Here is a 16,011-nt window from a genome sequence, read left to right on the forward strand (position 1 = left end):
TAAGCCAGAAGGACGCCCCATATGGCTTGGGCGGGCTTTCCGCCTAGTCCGTCCAAGCCGGGGTGTCTTTCGAGGGGAGTGGGCAGTCGGCAGTGCGCGGTGGGAAGGGATTGATTTGGGCCGTTCTGGATGAGGCCTTTCCTCGTTAAGATGAGGGGCTGTCACAGGCGACGGGCTGCTTTCTTGCCCACTGCCGACCGCCCACTGCCCACTCCCCATGAAACTCATCATCGCGATCGTCCAGCCCAGCAAGCTGGAGGACGTTAAGGCCGCTCTTGCCGAGGTGGAGGTTGTCCGCCTTACCATCCTCGACGTCCAGGGCTTTGGCCGGCAGAAGGGGCACACCGAGCAGTACCGCGGCACCGAGATCTCGGTCAACCTGCTGCGGAAGGTCCAGCTCCAGATCGCCGTCAACGAGCAGTTCGTCGAGCCGACGATCAGCGCCATCATCAAGGGCGGCCGCACCGGCGACGCGGGCGAGATCGGCGACGGCAAGATCTTCGTCCTCCCGATGGACGACTGCATCCGCATCCGCACCGGCGAACGCGGCACCGAGGCGATTTAGGAGCGGTTAGCTCTTAGCGGTTAGCTGTTAGCCAAGTGGCGACGGCAAAGCCGCCGCTCCTTCCTTCTGCTAACGACTAATCGCTAACCGCCAACCGCTCCCCATGTCCGCCCCGCGTCAAACGAAGTCGTTCTTGATGAGCAAGCTGCGGGAGATCGGCGTCGAGCCGAACTCCCGGCACGGGCAGAACTTCCTGATCGATCTGAACCTCGTTCAGATGATCGCCGACTCGGCGGACCTCGGCCCGCGCGACGTGGTGCTCGAGATCGGCACCGGCACCGGCTCGCTGACAACTTTGATGGCGCCACTGGCGAGTCATGTCGTCACGGTCGAGATCGACGGCAACCTGTTCGAGCTCGCGTCGGAGCAGCTGCTGCGGTTTGACAACGTCACCCAACTGCGTGTCGACGCGCTGCACAACAAGAGCACGTTCGCGCCCGAGGTGATGGACGCCGTCGGCGAGGCACTGCGCGGCACGCCCGACTCGCGGCTCAAGCTCGTGGCGAACCTGCCGTACAACGTGGCGACGCCGATCCTGTCGAACCTGCTCTTGTGCGAGCACACGCCGCACTCGATGGTGGCGACGATCCAGAAAGAAGTCGCCGATCGGATCGTCGCCGAGCCTTGGAGCAAGGACTACGGCGCCCTCTCGGTGTGGATGCAGAGCCAAGCGACGACCGAGATTGTCCGGATCATGTCGCCGAAGGTCTTCTGGCCGGCGCCGAAGGTCGAGTCGGCGATCGTACGGATCGTCGTCGATCCCGAGCGCCGCGCGGCGATCCCCGACCTCAAGTACTTCCAGCAGATCGTCCGCGCCCTGTTCCTCCACCGCCGCAAGTTCCTCCGGGCCAATGTTGTTTCGGCGATGAAGCGGCATCTGACGAAAGAACAGATCGACGCGGTGCTCGACGAGATGGGCTTCGCCCCCGACACCCGCACCGAGCAGGTCGATATCCTCACGCTGCAAGCCTTCGCGGAGAAGCTCCGGCAGCTCGCGCCGGATTGGACGCTGTAGCGGGGGAAGGACCAATGACCAAGCCCCAATGACCAAGGAAGGAGGGGTCAGAGGACTGGAGTCAGGGGTCATTAATCAGGTTGAAAATTGTTAAACCGCTCGTGCGGCAGCACGCCATTGGTCATTGGGGCTTGGTCATTGGTCATTGCACCGCCCGGTCTCTTGGCGTTTCTCGATTTCCGCCGTACGCTGACGGCGCCCCCACCGCAGACGGAGACCCCCACCATGGCGTTTATTGAGATGACCGGACAGCAGCTCGATAAGCTGTTGGTCGAGGACGAATTGCACCACGACGACCTCGTCGCCGCCGGCGTCAACGAGGCGACGATCGTCCGCGTCAACCGTGAAGGGGACATCGAGGTCCGCCGCCCCGAGGGGTGGGAAGTCGTCGGCGGTTTGATCGGCGAGTTCGACGAGCGGATCCGGAAAGAGACGGGCCTCAACTGGGCGTAGCTGGCGAGCCGGCGACGCGAGTCGTCGGATTGAAGCAGCCGGTGGTCAAATTAAGCGGCGGCGTACACCGACGACTAACGTCGCCGGCTCGCCGTCTTCCGTTTGGCGAGCCGTTACGACCATCCCAGCCGGCCCAGTCGGGTCGACGGGGCCGATCCTAATCTCCCCTCGGCGTGCCGACGGCGCCGAACTCCCGCCGCTTTGCGGGTATCCTTAGGGAGTCGCCCCCACCGCCTTCGGACCCCGCCGTGTCGCGTACCGCTTCGATCAACCGCAAGACCCGCGAAACCGACATCCAGCTCACGCTGGACCTCGACGGCGAGGGCCGCATCGACCTGGCGACGAGCGTTGGCTTCCTCGACCACATGCTCGAGCTGCTGGCGAAGCACGCCTGCATCGACTTGACGGTTAACGCCAGGGGCGATCTCCAGGTCGACCAGCACCACACGGTCGAAGACATCGGCATCTGCCTTGGGATGGCCGTACGCGAGGCGCTGGGCGACAAGTCGGGCATCCGTCGTTATGGCTCGATGACGCTGCCGATGGACGAAACGCTCGTCACCGCGGCGATCGATCTCGGGGGGCGATACGCGTTCGAGTGGCGGCTGGCGATCCCGACGGAGAAGATCGGCGACTTCGACAGCGAGCTCGTCGAGCACTTCTGGCAGTCGTTCGCCGCCAATGCCGCCGCCAACCTGCACGTGGTGCTCCACCACGGCCGCAACAGCCACCACATCGCCGAAGCCGCCTTCAAGGCGTGCGGCCGGGCGATCCGCCAGGCGGCCGAGCCCGACCCGCGGATGAAGGGCGCCCCGAGCACCAAGGGCGTGCTATAAAGCGAAAACGCGGTCCCAAATCGTGCAAAGCCGGAGATTCTCCGCGGTTTTGCGACGGGGCTCACCTTCCGCTGCCTGGGAATCCCGTAAAGTTGTGTAAATAATAGCGACCCCGCGGAATACTCATCGTGTGGGGGAAACGCTCCCTTATTTCACTCCTCTTCTGGCCTGCAAGGGTCTTCTGGTCTGCAATGCTTCTCCGGCGGCTGCTCCTCTGCATCATGATGGCTTCGATCGGCAAGGTTGCCGTTGGCGACGTTGCCACTGGCGACAACAGCGCCGATTCGACCTCGACGCCGGCGATCTCGATCGAGTCCACCCCTACCGGCAAGCGAGTGTCGATCGACGACCAGCTGTTTGCCGAGTACCTCACCGACACGGGCCGCCAGCCCGCCGTGTGGCCGATCCACGGCCCGAGCGGTCAGGCGATGACACGGAGCTGGCCCCTCGGTCCCCAGCAGCCTTCCGAAGAGGTCGACCACCCGCACCACGAGTCGCTGTGGTTCTCGCACGGCGGCGTCAACGGCCACGACTTCTGGGCCGTCGCCAAAGGCGAGCCCAAGACGCACATCGTTCACAAGAAGTTTGTTCGCAGTGAGGTGCTGGACAACGCGGCGACGATCGAGACCGCCAACGACTGGAACGCCGGCGGCGAGACGATCATCACCGACACACGGCGGCTGACGTTCGGCCTGCTGGGCGACGCGGCCGACTCGCCGCGTTACATCGACTTCCAGATCAAGCTCAACGCCAGCGAAGGGCCGGCGACGTTTGCCGACACGAAGGAAGGGTCGTTCGGCATCCGCGTTTCGGGTCCGCTGACGGTCGACAACAAACTCGGCGGCAAGATCCGCAACAGCCGCGGCGAGACCGACGGCAAGGCGTGGGGCCGACCCGCCGAGTGGGTCGATTACGGCGGGCCGCTCACCGCCACGAGCGAAGCCGACCAGCCGACTGGCGGCGTCGTCATCATGTGCCACCCCGAGTCGTTCCGACCCGTCCCGCGTTGGCACGTACGCACCTACGGTCTATTCGCCGCGAACCCCTTCGGCGGCGACAAGGACTTCCCGAAGGGCGAGCCAGCTCAGGGCGCCGTGACGCTCGACGAAGACGAAACGCTCACTCTGAACTACCGTGTTGTCTTCTACGATGGCGACGTCGCAGCCGACAAGATTCAGAAGTGGTTCGACGCGTTTGCGAACGCCGAAGCCAACTAACTTTGTAGACTGATACTCTTCGCTACCCAGCGCTCCCATTTGCCCGAGGCCAAGATGCCAATCCATCGACGTGACTTTCTCTCCGCTACCGCCGCCGTCGCGGGCCTGACGATGACCGGCGTCCACGCCTTCGGCGCCGCCAGCAAGAAGGCGGCCGATCTCCGCGTCGCCGTTGTTGGCGTGAAGGGCCGCGGTCGTGAGCACCTACGGTCGCTCGGCAAGAACGCCGTCGGTCTCTGCGACGTGGACAGCGACGTGCTCGAGAGGATTGGGCAGGAGCACCAAGAGCGCAACGGCGTGAAGGCCGCTAAGTTCGCCGACTTCCGTGAGATGCTCGAGAAGGCCGACATCGACGCGGTGTCGATCGCCACGCCTAACCACACCCACTGCCAGATCGCGATCGCCGCGATCGAGGCGGGCAAGGACGTGTACTGCGAGAAGCCGATCTCGCACGACGTGTGGGAGGGCCGCCAACTCGTCGCCGCCTCGCGGAAGCACAACCGCATCGTGCAGTGCGGCACGCAGTCACGCTCTAGCAAGAGCCTGATGGACGCGGTCGCCTGGGTGAACAGCGGCGCCCTCGGCAAGATCGAGTACGCGCTGGGCACCTGCTACAAGCCGCGCCCGCCGATCGGCAAACTCGACCAGCCGCTCGAGATCCCCGAGTCGATCGACTACGACCTGTGGTGCGGTCCGCGCGAGAAGCGTGAGCTGTACCGGCCCCAGCTGCACTACGATTGGCACTGGGACTTCAACACCGGCAACGGCGACATGGGCAACCAGGGCATCCACCAGATGGACATCGCCCGCTGGTTCCTCGGTGAAGACACGCTGTCGCCACGTGTGATCAGCATCGGCGGCCGTCTCGGCTACGACGACGCCGGCGACACGCCCAACACGCAGGTCTGCTACTTCGACTACGAGAAGGCGCCGCTGATCTTCGAGACCCGCGGTCTGCCGCGTTCGAAGGAAGGCCAGAAGCGTTGGGGCGGTTCGATGGACCGGTACCGCGGGACGGGCGTCGGCGTGATCATCCAGTGCGAGAAGGGCCACGTGCTGGTGCCCAACTACACCGAGGCGACCGCCTACGACCTCAAGGGCGAACAGGTCAAGCACTGGCAGGGCGGCGCCGACCACCACGCCAACTGGCTGAAGGCGATCGAGGCGAACGACCGCTCGCTCCTCAACGCCGATATTCAAGAAGGCCACCTCTCTAGCTCGCTCTGCCACGTCGGCGGGGCGTCGCACCAGTGCGGCGAGAAGGTCGCCACCGCCGACATCGCTAATTCGATCGCCGGCATGCCGCTCTTGAGCGCGTCGTTCGACCGCATGCTCGGCCACCTGCGCGCTAACGAGGTCGATGTCGACGGCGAGCCGGTGCTGACGCAAGGCCCGTGGCTCGACATCGACACGCAGACCGAGCGCTTCACCAACAACGGCGACGCCGAGAAGTACTTCAAGTGCCCGATGCGTAAGGGCCACGAGGTGCCGGATTACGACGCCTGATCCGGAGCGATCTTTGAGCTTGCAACGGCCCCGGTCGCGCGGATGCGGCCGGGGCCGTTTTGTTACGCGATAGCCCCCTTATGCAGCGCGTCTACGGTTCACTGGTATCTCATAACTCGCTTCGCCTTACCGTCTCGTCTTAGCCGTGGACGGCAACCCTCGGAGTGGAATGCGAGTCACGCTGATCTCCGAGGGCTGCCCAGGATTATGCAACTGCTAGCAAATGGACGTTTAACAAAGGACTTACGTCGATGATGCACTGCTGCGATAGCAGTCCGACGACGCTTAAGTCCTTATCTGAACGTGGTAACTGCTAGCCCTTGCATAATCCTGGGCCGCCCTCGGCTAAGAAGTTTTCTCAAGCGAGCCGCTACACTGAGGCGTCGTCCGCTCTTAAGGCAGCCACCCTACTTTTTGATGTCAGCACCGCACGGCTCCCCCCACTGCCGGGGGAAGCCTCGTGAAGGCCCCTAGGAGGCCGTTTGAGGCGTTTAAATCGGGAGGCCTGGTTAAAAGCGTCAGGACGCGCCTAAGGGCCCCCTATGAGCCTCTAAACGCATGTCTACGACCACGCCTGGCGCCGGCTCAGATCAACCCACGCCGCCGGGAGCTGCGAGCCGCTTTTCTGAAGCATGCCATCGTCGCACGGACCAGCTCTTGGGTCATGTCGCCGCTCCCACCTTTCGAATCACGTCGCCCGATCGAGAACCCCCGCCGATGAAGCCTTCTGCACTCGCTCTGCTGTTTGCTTTCGCTAGCGTCGTCTCTGTCGCCTTTGCCGAGGAGACGACACTTGCCGCTAAGGCCATTAGCGCCCAGGTCGTCGTTTACGGCGACACGTCCGGCGGCGTCGCCGCGGCGGTGCAGGCTGCACGGATGGGGAAGGAGACGGTGCTGGTCTCGCCCGTCGGCCATCTCGGCGGCATGACCAGCAGCGGGCTCGGCTGGACCGACATCGGTCGCTCGGCGATCCTCGGCGGCGTCGCGCGGGAGTTCTACCACCGCGTTTACCTCCACTACCAAGACGAGGCCGCTTGGGAGTGGGAAGCGCGCTCCGACTTCAACAACGTGGGCCAAGGGGCGCCGGCTCTCGATGACAAGACGCAGTTGGCGATGACCTTCGAGCCGCACGTCGCCGAAGCCGTCTTCGATGAGCTTTTGAAGGACGCTGGTGTTCAGGTTGTCCGCGGCCGCATCGACTTGGCGGACGGGGCGGTCAAAGACGGTCGGCGCCTCACGGCGTTACGGCTTGAGGGTGGAGGGCTCATCGAGGGCGACGTCTTCATCGACGCCTCTTACGAGGGCGACCTGCTCCCGGCGGCGGGCGTCTCGTTCCGCGTCGGCCGCGAGGCCAACGCCGAGTTCAACGAGATGGGCAACGGCAACACCGGCCAGCGGCGCACGCACCAGATGCCCGACGGCGTCGACCCCTACGTCGTCGCCCGCGACGCGTCGAGCGGCCTCTTGCCGAGCGTGAACGCCACGATCGGCGGGCCGCTCGGCTCGGCCGACGAGCGGCTGCAATCGTACTGCTACCGCCTGACGCTAACCGACGTCCCCGCCAACCGGATCACGATCGCCAAGCCCGAGGGCTACCGCGAAGCGGACTACGAGCTGCTGTTCCGCGCAATCGAGGCGGGCCACCGCTGGCCGTTCTTCACTACCAGCCTGATGCCCAATCGCAAGACCGACACCAACAACAACGGCGGCGTGTCGATGGACTTCATCGGCGGCAATTACAAGCTCGACGAGGACGGCAAGACGGTGTGGAGCTGGGTGACGCTCGACCACGCCGGACGCGAGCGCGTCGCCGCGGCGCACAAGAAATGGCAGCTTGGCTTGTTGTGGACGCTCCAGAATCACCCGCGCGTCCCCGCCGAGATTCGCCGGCGTGTCGCCCCGTGGGGCCTAGCGGCGGACGAGTACCAGGACAACGACACCTGGCCGTACGCGATCTATGTCCGCGAAGGTCGGCGGATGGCGTCGGACTTCGTCATGACCGAGGGACACTGCCGCAACCAGCTGCCGATCGACGACCCCATCGGCATGGGCGCCTACACGCTCGACTCGCACAACACGCAGCGTTGCGTCGTCGATGGCGTGGTCCGCAACGAGGGGGACGTGCAACTCCGTCTCACCGACGGCCCCTACAAGATCGCCTACCGCGCGATCACGCCGCGCGCCGACGAGTGCGAGAACCTGCTCGTCCCCTGGGCCTTGTCCTCGACGCACATCGCGTTCGGATCGATCCGCATGGAGCCGGTCTTCATGATCCTCGGTCAGTCGGCCGCCACGGCCGCGTCGCTGGCGATCGACGAAGTGATACCAGTCCAGGAGGTTTCGTATGAAGCGCTGCGAGAACGACTGTTGAAGGACGACCAGCGGCTTGAAGTCGTGGCGGAGTAACTCGGCGGGGCTACCCACGGCAAGAGCGTGCTTCGCCTCGCCGTAATGTTCTTTCGCCTCACGCCGACCCATGAAGTAAACCTGGCGATGTCTCGCGCAGAGACGCGGAGGCGCAGAGATGGATGTACTTTCTACGACTCACTCAAAGGCGATGTGCCGCAAAGAACGCACTCCTGCGCGATCGTAGGCCGTTGCGCTCTTTCTTCTATAATCTTTGCCTTAGCGCCTTGGCGGCTTTGCGTGAGACTTCGCTGCCTACCCTCTGCGCCTCCGCGTCTCTGTGCGAGACGCTACGGCAAATTGAAGGACGCTATAGCGCTGAAGGCTCATTTGAACGCCGGGTCGTCCAGATCGATCCGGTACAATACCTGGTTGTAATCGTGCCGCGGTGTGGGCTCGGGCTTGTCGGCGAAGGTCGCCGTGTACGTCCCTTCGAAGAGCAGGATCGGCGAGCCGTCGGGCGTCAGCTCCGGGTGCACGAGCGGGTTGTAGAACGTGTAGTTCTTGTGCGTCACGACCTTCACCGCCGATCCCCACGGGCCGGTGGGGGCGTCGCTCTCGGCGTACCAAATTTCTCCCAACGGTGAGTCGCCGCCGAACTGTGTGAAGATGGCGACCCACTTCTGCCGGTAGGCGTTCCAAGCGATCGACCCGCCGTGCGTCGTCACCTCGGCGGCGCCGTCGCGCGACTTCACGACCTTCTGCGGCTCGAGCTTCTCCCACGCCGCCGGGTCCGACCAAGCCTCGTAGCTTGCTCGGCACTTGAGGCGTGGGAACGGGTCGCCGTACAGCAGCCACTCCTCGCCATCGCCGTCGGTCCACCGCACGACATGCCCGTCGGGGAAGAGCGGCGGCTTATCCGACTCGGTCTCCTTCTTCCAAACGACCCTCGTCCGCTCGAAGACCTGCTTGCCCGCGTTCCACTCGCAGAGCCCGACATCATAGGCCGTGAGCATGCCGCGGATCTTGGCGTAAGCGGCGACCAGTCGGTCGGCGCCCTGCTTATCCTTGAGCGTGATCAGACCGCTCAGCCAAGTCGGGCCGTCGCCCTCGATCGGGGCGATGCCGCGGATCGGGCCGTTCCCGTCGCGGATGTAGTCGTAGCGCAGCTGCAGCGGCGGCTCGAAGCTCCGCAGAGGGTTGCCGCGCGTCGTCGCGCCGAGCGTGTCGAAGATGCCCAGCGGGTACTTGGCGAGCGTCGTGTCGCCCCACAGCCAGAAGAGCCGGTCGCCATACTTGGCGACGTAAACCGTGTCGCAACCGAGCACGCCCTGCTCACGCCAACGCGACTCGCGGCCGAACCGCTGACTCTCGGCGAACAACCCGGCGCCGGTGAGGCGGCCGAGCCGCTTGCCGGGAAGCTCGCGATGCACCCTCACGGTCGCCCTGCCGCCCGGCGTCGGCGTCAGGCGCACGCCGCGGTAGCCGAAGCCGTCCGCCTTGACGCCGTAGCCGTGGCCCTCGATGTGGAACCACGTCTCGACGCCCATCAACTCCGGCAGGTCGCAGGCGATAACGCCGGCGTTGTCCGACACGAAGCGCGCGTGGTGCGTCGTCTTCAACTCCACCGCAGGCACGGGCCAGCCGTTCTGGTCATCGACGATATCGATGCGAAACGGCGCCGCCGCGCAGGCCGCACTCGCGGCAAGGCCCAGCAAGAGTATCGAGCAGCGAGTCAAGGGCGGCGCATGGTGGTGAAGGGACCCGTCGAGATTAGGCAGAGCTGATGGTGACACTCAAGCCCTCGGAAGTATAAAGTCAACTCAACTCGTCAGAATACTCGCACGCGGCATGAACCATCAGGCAGTATACTCATTCCATGATTCTCAAGGACCAGATCCCACTTGACGAGGTTGTCAGCACTTACCAAACGGCCTTGGAGCGATTGCCATCACATAGAGCTCGACGCCGACGATCCATAGTGGCGATGGTCGTCACCTGCCCAATATTAATCGCCCTGCTAATTGATGAGCCCCTGCAATACCGGCTAGTCGTAGCGGGCGTGTTTGCCGTCACGATTGGGCTCCTCTACCCCTGGTACTACCGGAGCGCTGTGCAGCGCAACCTTCGGAGGCACCTTGTGGAGGTCAACGGATCAGAAGGGCCATTCGATGTCAATTACAAGATTGACTCAGAGAGGATTGAGGTCGAACAGTCTGAAACAGCTTTACTGTTTTCTTGGACTAAGCTCGTGGAGTGTAACGAGGGAGAGAACGCGATTGACCTAGCCTTCGAAAAGGGTGGCTTCGTACGGATTGCGCACCGAGCCTTTGAAACAGACGAGCAACGACGGGCTTTCTTGTCGTTGGTGAATTCCTCACAGACCAACTAACAGAAAGCCGCTGCGATTCGCGCATGATGCAACATCGACCTGCTACCTGAGTTAGGGCGTATAGGCTTGAGGTGGCTAGTGGCTTGCGCAGCAACACACATTGCCCGCCTCTGGGCCGATACAGTTCGGCTCGCTCACTCCCCGAACTCCTCGATGTAGTCCGCGATCGCCGCTTCGACGACCAGCTCGGCGTGCTCGCGGCCGTAGGCGGCGTCGATCTTGACGCGGCCCGCCTCGTCGGGGGTCAGCGCCTTGTAGACGCTGAAGTAATGCCGCAGGCGATCGACCAAGACCTTCGGAAGCTCCGACACGTCGTTGACGCCGCTCCACATCTGGTCGTTCTCGAGGACGGCGATGATCTTGTCGTCCGCCTCGCCCTGGTCGAGCATCGGCAGCCCGCCGACGATGCGGGCGTTGACGATCGTCTCGGGGTTGGTGATCGCGCGCTCGCTGATCACGCAGATGTCAAGCGGGTCGCGGTCGCCGTCCGACGCTTCCGGCATGAGGGCCTTCACCCGCTTGCCGCAGAACGTCTTCGGGATGAAGCCGTACAACGTCGGGGCGAACGCCGACGTCCGGTTGGGACGATCGACCCGCAGGTAGCCCGTCTTCTTGTCCAGTTCGTACTTAACGCGGTCGAACGGCGTCAGTTCGATGTAGGCGTGAACGATCGACGGCGGCTGGGGGCCGATCTCAAGTCCGTGCCAAGGGTGCGGGCGCCAACGAAAGAACGGCTGGGGGAAGCTCATAGGGGCAGTTGGCTCTCGGCTGTCAGCTATCGGCTAAGGTTATCGGGAATCCATTAGCCGACGGCCGATAGCCGACGGCCGACAGCGAACTTATCAGCCCAACTCTTCTTCGTTGACGTAGGTCTCGAGGAACCGCGTCAGCTTGTGGAAGTCGCTGTCCTGCTCGATGTAGCGGACGACCGTGACGAGCGTCTCGGGATCGACGAGCTCGTCGAACGGCACGTAGCGGAGTTGCAGCTGACCCTGGCAGGAGACCATCACGCCGTTGGCCTTCTGCTCCACCAGCGCCCGGTAGGCGCCGACGCCGAGCTGGCTGCCGAGCATCACGTCGAAGGCGTGCGGCACCGTGCAGCGGGCCTCGTAGCCGAGCTGCACCGGCTTCACCTGCTTTTTCTTATCGGTCTGCTTCTTGTACTCGGCCTCGATCAGCTTGGCGAACAGCGTGTAGAGGCTGACGTCCGACACCTTGATGTGGCCGTGGTCGTCGCGCGAAACGCCTTCGAGGTGCTTGAATGGCAGCAGCTCGGCTAGGCCCTCGGCGATGACGATGACGCCGTACTCTTTGCCCTCGCGTTCGCGCGTCGTCATCGTCAGCACGATGCGACGGATCACTTCATCGAGGTTCATCACCTCGCGCGAGTGCGTCTGGCCCGTCGCAGGGTCGGTGTACTCTTCGGTCGTGCGGTACTTGCCGCTGATGTCCTCGACGCTGATGACGAGGCTCGCCTCGCCCGCGATCGCCACGCCGTACGCCAACCAACCGGCCGAGCGGCCCATCGACTCGACGAGGAAGTAGTTGCGGTTCGCCTCGGCGTCGGCCAGCAGGTTCAGCACTTCGCGGGCGAGGAAATCGACCGCCGTGAAGTAGCCGAACGTGAAGTCGATGCCCGAGTAGTCGTTGTCGATCGTCTTCGGCAGGTGGACGACCGGGATCTTCTTCGCCCCCTCGGGGAGGCGGTCCTGGTAGAGCTTGAACTTGTTGGCGGTCTTGAGCGTGTCGTCGCCGCCGATAGAGATCAGCGCGTCGACGCCGATCGACGAGAGCCCCTCGTAGACGTTCTTCAGCGGCGCCGAACGCTCGGGGTCCTCGAGGTGCGACGGGTGCGAGACCATCTTGCCGGGGTTCGCGCGGGCGGTGCCGATGATGATGCCCCGCTTGCTGCGGGTGCGGCTGAGGAGCTTGTGATCGATCATCACGTAGTCGCTCCCCTCGACGAGCGGCTTGTCGGCCGAGTAGTCGATGAGGCTCGAGTAGCCGTGCTTGACGCCGACGACCTCAACGCCATTGCGGAGGAACGAGACGGCGGCGGCCGAGATCACGGCGTTCGCCGCCGGCGCCGGGCCACCGGCGAACAGGATGGCGACCCGCTTGAACTGGTGGTCGTGCTTGGTGGGACGGGCGAGGCTGCTCTTGGCCATGTCGTCGCGGCGGGAGTTGGGGGTGGGATGACGGAGGTGGGAAAGCTCTCTCAGGCGGAGAGTTTACCCGCCGGGAGCCGGGGCGTTAATGGGCCGGCTCATCGCGAATCCGATCCAGATTCCGAGCCGCGACCGTCAGGGAGCGACGGAATCGTGGGATTTGTAGTGCTCTGTCAAAAGCTTCGCGATGCGGTATTCAGCTAAGTAGTGCACCAAGCCGGCGAGCACCGACGAAAGGCTCAGGCCGAGTCCCAAGCCGAGAAACCCGCCTGCGAACGATCCCACGTAGAAGGGGGCATGGACACCATCAAGCTCGATTTCAGCCCAGCCATCCATCAACATTTTGGAGACAGCAAAGAATACGGCGATATGGCACGAGGCGACGAATGCGCAAAAAGTCGCCATCCACCATCGCATCCGTCTATATGAATGGATGCGTCTTGCAAGCCGTGCAACCAACTCGTCGTCGGTGAGCCGGAGCGGAATTATTGGCAACTTCATAAGCCAGCAATCCGTCTGAGACTTGCCATTCTTAATGCTTCAGCGTCTTGCGTCAGGGCTTAGGTCAAGCGTCACTTCGCCGCGTGCTAGGCGACAATGGACTGTCACCAGATTCGCGCCACGCCGTAGGCGTCGAGTTGCTTGTCGCCACTCAAAAGAGTCAGCCCATTCTCCAAAGCCTGAGCAACCAACAATCGGTCGAACGGGTCTTTGTGGTGATGCGGCAGCGTGGCGACTCGGGCGACGTGAGCAAACCCGATTGGCAGAACGGTCAATTCGTATAGCCGGACGGCGTCGTGCAGGTAATCGACGAGCGGCTCTTGGAGCTGGATCTTTCCCAGCCCGACCTTGATCCCTAGCTCCCAACAACTCGCAGGACTCAAAAAGAGTTCGGCTTCGGAGTCGGCAACCACATCGGCAGCACGCTCCGTGAGCTTTGCATCCCCCTCGACAAGCCAGAGCAGCGTGTGGGTGTCGAGCAGTAGCTTCACGGCAGGTAATCCTTGAAGCCTTCGAGGTGCTCGTCGTCCTCGACGATGACCCGGAGCCGCCCCTTCATCTGACCGGGTAGGCGACGTTTCTGCGCCTCACTCTTCGGCAAAGCCGAGTAAGACAGGATGGCGACCTCTCGATCCCCCTCCACGAAGACGATCGGCTCGCCTTGGCTTCGCGCCACGAGTTCGCGAACCGCTTCTGAGGCGTCACTAAGATCGATGACTTCCGACATGAGGTACTCCTGCGGAGAGCTTCCACCAGCCTATCTTACCGCAGCAACCAACGCAGGCAAAACAATCTGCTGGGCGGGTAGGAACGCCTTGTTCCTACCGTGATATGCAGCACGCCAACCACATCAGCCGCCCGCCGTGAACGTCCGCTCGACGAACGTCGTGTCGATCCGGGCCTCGCTGAACGCGGTGTGGCTGAGGATCTCTTTGTGGAGCGGGATCGTCGTTTTGATGCCTTCCACCTTTAGTTCGGCGAGGCAGCGGAGCATCGAGGCGATCGCCTCATCGCGGGTTGCCTGGCGCACCAGGAGCTTGCCGATCATCGAGTCGTAGTACGGCGGCACGACGTAGCCCGAGTGGGCGTGCGAGTCGAACCGCACGCCGAAGCCGCCGGGGATCACCAGCCGCTCGATCTTGCCCGGCGACGGCTGGAAGTTCTTCGCGGGGTCCTCGGCGTTGATGCGGCACTCGATCGCGTGGCCCAAGCGCGGGATGTCTTCCTGCTTGAGCCACAGTTCTTCGCCCGCGGCGATGCGGATCTGCGCCTTGATCAGGTCGACGCCGGTGACTAGTTCGGTGACCGGGTGCTCGACCTGGATGCGGGCGTTGACTTCGATGAAGTAGAAGTTGCCGTCCTTATCGACGATGAACTCGACGGTCGCCGCGTTGGAGTAATCGGCGGCCTTGATGAGGCGCACCGCCGCCTCGCACATCTCCTGCCGCGTCTCTTCGTTGATATTCGGGCTCGGCGACTCTTCGATGAGCTTCTGGTGCCGCCGCTGGGTGGAGCAGTCGCGTTCCCAGAGGTGGATGGCGTTGCCGTGCTTGTCGGCGAGGACTTGCACCTCGACGTGGCGCGGGTGCTCGATGTACTTCTCGAGGTAGACGTCGCCGTTGCCGAACGCGGCCTCGGCCTCGGCGCGGGCTTGTTGCAACGCCGACTTGAGCGCCAAGTCGTTCGAGGCGACACGCATGCCGCGGCCGCCGCCGCCGGCGGTCGCCTTGATCAGCACGGGGAAGCCGACCTCGTGGGCGAACTTCACCGCCTCGGACTCTTCGCTGATGCACCCCGCGCTACCGGGCACCACCGGCACGCCGGCCTGACGGGCCAGTTCGCGGGCTGTGTTCTTATCGCCGAGCTTTGCCATCGCCTCGGGCGAGGGGCCGATGAAGTCAATCTGGCAGTTGCGGCAGATCTCGTTGAAGTGGGCGTTCTCGGACAGAAAACCGAAGCCCGGGTGGATCGCCTCGACGTTGCCGACCTCGGCCGCCGCGATGACGTTGGCGATCTTGAGGTAGCTCTCCGACGCCCTCGCCGGGCCGATGCAGTAGGCCTCGTCGGCCAGCGACAAGTAGTTGGAGCCGCGGTCCCCTTCGCTGAAGACGGCGACCGACTCGATGCCCATCTCTTTGCAAGCGCGGATCACCCGCAGGGCAATCTCGCCGCGGTTCGCGATCAGGATCCTTCGGTACATCGAGGCAGCGTCTTGTGTTCTAGCGAAGGCCCGGCAAGCGGGGACGCGTTCGCGTCACGGTTCCGGGAGGGGGAGGGCAGGGCGGCGGGCTACTCGATTCGAACCTAGTTACTCGATACGGAAGAGCGGCTGGCCGAATTCGACCGGCATGCCGTTCTCGACCAGCACCGCCGTGATTTTGCCGCTCGTCTCGGCGGGGATCTCGTTGAAGACTTTCATGGCTTCAATGATGCAGATCGTGGTGTCGGGGCCGACCTGGTCGCCAATCTTGATGAACGGCGCCGCGTCGGGGCTCGACGACAGGTAGAACGTGCCGACCATCGGGCTATTGATCGTCTTGCCAGCCGGAGCGGCCGCGGGGGCCGAGGGCGCCGCCGCTGGGGCAGGGGCCGCCTGAGGAGCCGGGGCAGGCGCCGCCGCGGGGGCATAGGCCGGCGTCGCGGTGAAGACCGGCTGATCGGCCCCACGGCGGAGGCGGACCCGCTGGTTGCCCTGGCGGAGATCGATCTCCGAAAGGTCGTGTTCGTTCATCAAAGCCACGAGCCGACGGACACGGCGGACGTCGAAGACGTCTTGGGCTTCGGTGGGGTCTTGTTTGCTGTCTTCAGCCACGGTCGGGGTTCTCGTCGTCTCTCGGCACGTGCACAGGCGGACCGCTACGGTCGCCCACGGCCCCGCAGTTTACCCGCCAAGGGGGGGCGTCACTAGACCGGACCCGGGAGCGAATCTTTAGGCGAGCCGGGTGGCGTCAGCCCCCGAAGGAAACTGCATTTTCGCCGATAGAGACAGCGCTTCCCTCCGGGGGCTCACGC

At 63.9% G+C, this 16,011-nt stretch carries 16 protein-coding genes; 8 read left to right on the forward strand and 8 right to left on the reverse strand.

The genetic code is table 11. The features are described 5' to 3' along the window. Positions 1-217: 217 nt before the first annotated feature. The 7 genes from Spa11_RS12600 (at position 218) to Spa11_RS12630 (ending at position 7,998) form a co-directional block, all read left to right on the forward strand. A complete protein-coding gene (locus tag Spa11_RS12600) occupies positions 218-565 on the forward strand; it encodes a P-II family nitrogen regulator (protein WP_145112748.1) in 348 nt (115 codons plus the stop codon). A 103-nt stretch (positions 566-668) separates the two neighbouring features. After that, a complete protein-coding gene (rsmA, locus tag Spa11_RS12605) occupies positions 669-1,580 on the forward strand; it encodes a 16S rRNA (adenine(1518)-N(6)/adenine(1519)-N(6))-dimethyltransferase RsmA (RefSeq protein WP_145112751.1) in 912 nt (303 codons plus the stop codon). Positions 1,581-1,805: 225 nt separating this feature from the next. Continuing rightward, positions 1,806-2,033, forward strand: coding sequence for a hypothetical protein (locus tag Spa11_RS12610; protein ID WP_145112753.1), 228 nt, complete (start codon positions 1,806-1,808; stop codon positions 2,031-2,033). Between the two features lie 248 nt (positions 2,034-2,281). Then, entirely contained in the window at positions 2,282-2,869 is a 588-nt protein-coding gene (gene hisB, locus Spa11_RS12615) for an imidazoleglycerol-phosphate dehydratase HisB (RefSeq protein WP_145112755.1), read from the forward strand. Positions 2,870-3,090: 221 nt separating this feature from the next. Next, positions 3,091-4,086, forward strand: coding sequence for a DUF6807 domain-containing protein (locus tag Spa11_RS12620; protein ID WP_197529355.1), 996 nt, complete (start codon positions 3,091-3,093; stop codon positions 4,084-4,086). A gap of 54 nt (positions 4,087-4,140) precedes the next feature. Further along, positions 4,141-5,592, forward strand: coding sequence for a Gfo/Idh/MocA family protein (locus Spa11_RS12625; protein ID WP_145112759.1), 1,452 nt, complete (start codon positions 4,141-4,143; stop codon positions 5,590-5,592). 717 nt (positions 5,593-6,309) lie between these two features. Further along, positions 6,310-7,998 (forward strand): FAD-dependent oxidoreductase, encoded by a 1,689-nt coding sequence (locus Spa11_RS12630; RefSeq protein WP_197529356.1) that lies wholly within the window; start codon positions 6,310-6,312, stop codon positions 7,996-7,998. 326 nt (positions 7,999-8,324) lie between these two features. On the opposite strand, the gene Spa11_RS12635 is transcribed toward Spa11_RS12630, so the two are convergent. Further along, a complete protein-coding gene (locus tag Spa11_RS12635; RefSeq protein WP_197529357.1) occupies positions 8,325-9,677 on the reverse strand; it encodes a hypothetical protein in 1,353 nt (450 codons plus the stop codon). Positions 9,678-9,817: 140 nt separating this feature from the next. Here Spa11_RS12635 and Spa11_RS12640 point away from each other — a divergent pair, with 140 nt between their 5' ends. After that, positions 9,818-10,330, forward strand: a complete 513-nt coding sequence (locus tag Spa11_RS12640; protein ID WP_145112763.1) for a hypothetical protein — start codon at positions 9,818-9,820, stop codon at positions 10,328-10,330. 134 nt (positions 10,331-10,464) lie between these two features. Here Spa11_RS12640 and Spa11_RS12645 read toward each other — a convergent pair whose 3' ends face one another. The 7 genes from Spa11_RS12645 to accB form a co-directional block, all read right to left on the reverse strand. Further along, a complete protein-coding gene (locus Spa11_RS12645; protein WP_145112765.1) occupies positions 10,465-11,079 on the reverse strand; it encodes an inorganic pyrophosphatase in 615 nt (204 codons plus the stop codon). A gap of 93 nt (positions 11,080-11,172) precedes the next feature. Further along, positions 11,173-12,498 carry a 6-phosphofructokinase gene (locus tag Spa11_RS12650; protein WP_145112767.1) on the reverse strand — a complete coding sequence of 442 codons (1,326 nt, stop codon included), beginning with the start codon at positions 12,496-12,498 and terminating at the stop codon, positions 11,173-11,175. 135 nt (positions 12,499-12,633) lie between these two features. After that, a complete protein-coding gene (locus tag Spa11_RS12655; RefSeq protein ID WP_145112769.1) occupies positions 12,634-12,903 on the reverse strand; it encodes a hypothetical protein in 270 nt (89 codons plus the stop codon). Between the two features lie 200 nt (positions 12,904-13,103). Beyond that, entirely contained in the window at positions 13,104-13,490 is a 387-nt protein-coding gene (locus Spa11_RS12660; protein WP_145112771.1) for a type II toxin-antitoxin system VapC family toxin, read from the reverse strand. Beyond that, complete coding sequence (locus Spa11_RS12665) at positions 13,487-13,726, reverse strand: hypothetical protein (protein WP_145112773.1); 240 nt, start codon at positions 13,724-13,726, stop codon at positions 13,487-13,489. The genes Spa11_RS12660 and Spa11_RS12665 overlap by 4 nt, the downstream gene beginning before the upstream one ends. A gap of 123 nt (positions 13,727-13,849) precedes the next feature. Continuing rightward, on the reverse strand, positions 13,850-15,199 hold the full coding sequence (gene accC, locus Spa11_RS12670; protein ID WP_145112775.1) for an acetyl-CoA carboxylase biotin carboxylase subunit: 1,350 nt from the start codon (positions 15,197-15,199) through the stop codon (positions 13,850-13,852). 108 nt (positions 15,200-15,307) lie between these two features. After that, the gene (accB, locus tag Spa11_RS12675; protein WP_231932923.1) at positions 15,308-15,811 is read right to left on the reverse strand and encodes an acetyl-CoA carboxylase biotin carboxyl carrier protein; all 504 of its coding nucleotides are present in this window, start codon (positions 15,809-15,811) and stop codon (positions 15,308-15,310) included. Positions 15,812-16,011 lie beyond the last annotated feature (200 nt).

The sequence above is a fragment of the Botrimarina mediterranea genome (assembly GCF_007753265.1).
Taxonomy (GTDB): Bacteria; Planctomycetota; Planctomycetia; order Pirellulales; family Lacipirellulaceae; genus Botrimarina; species Botrimarina mediterranea.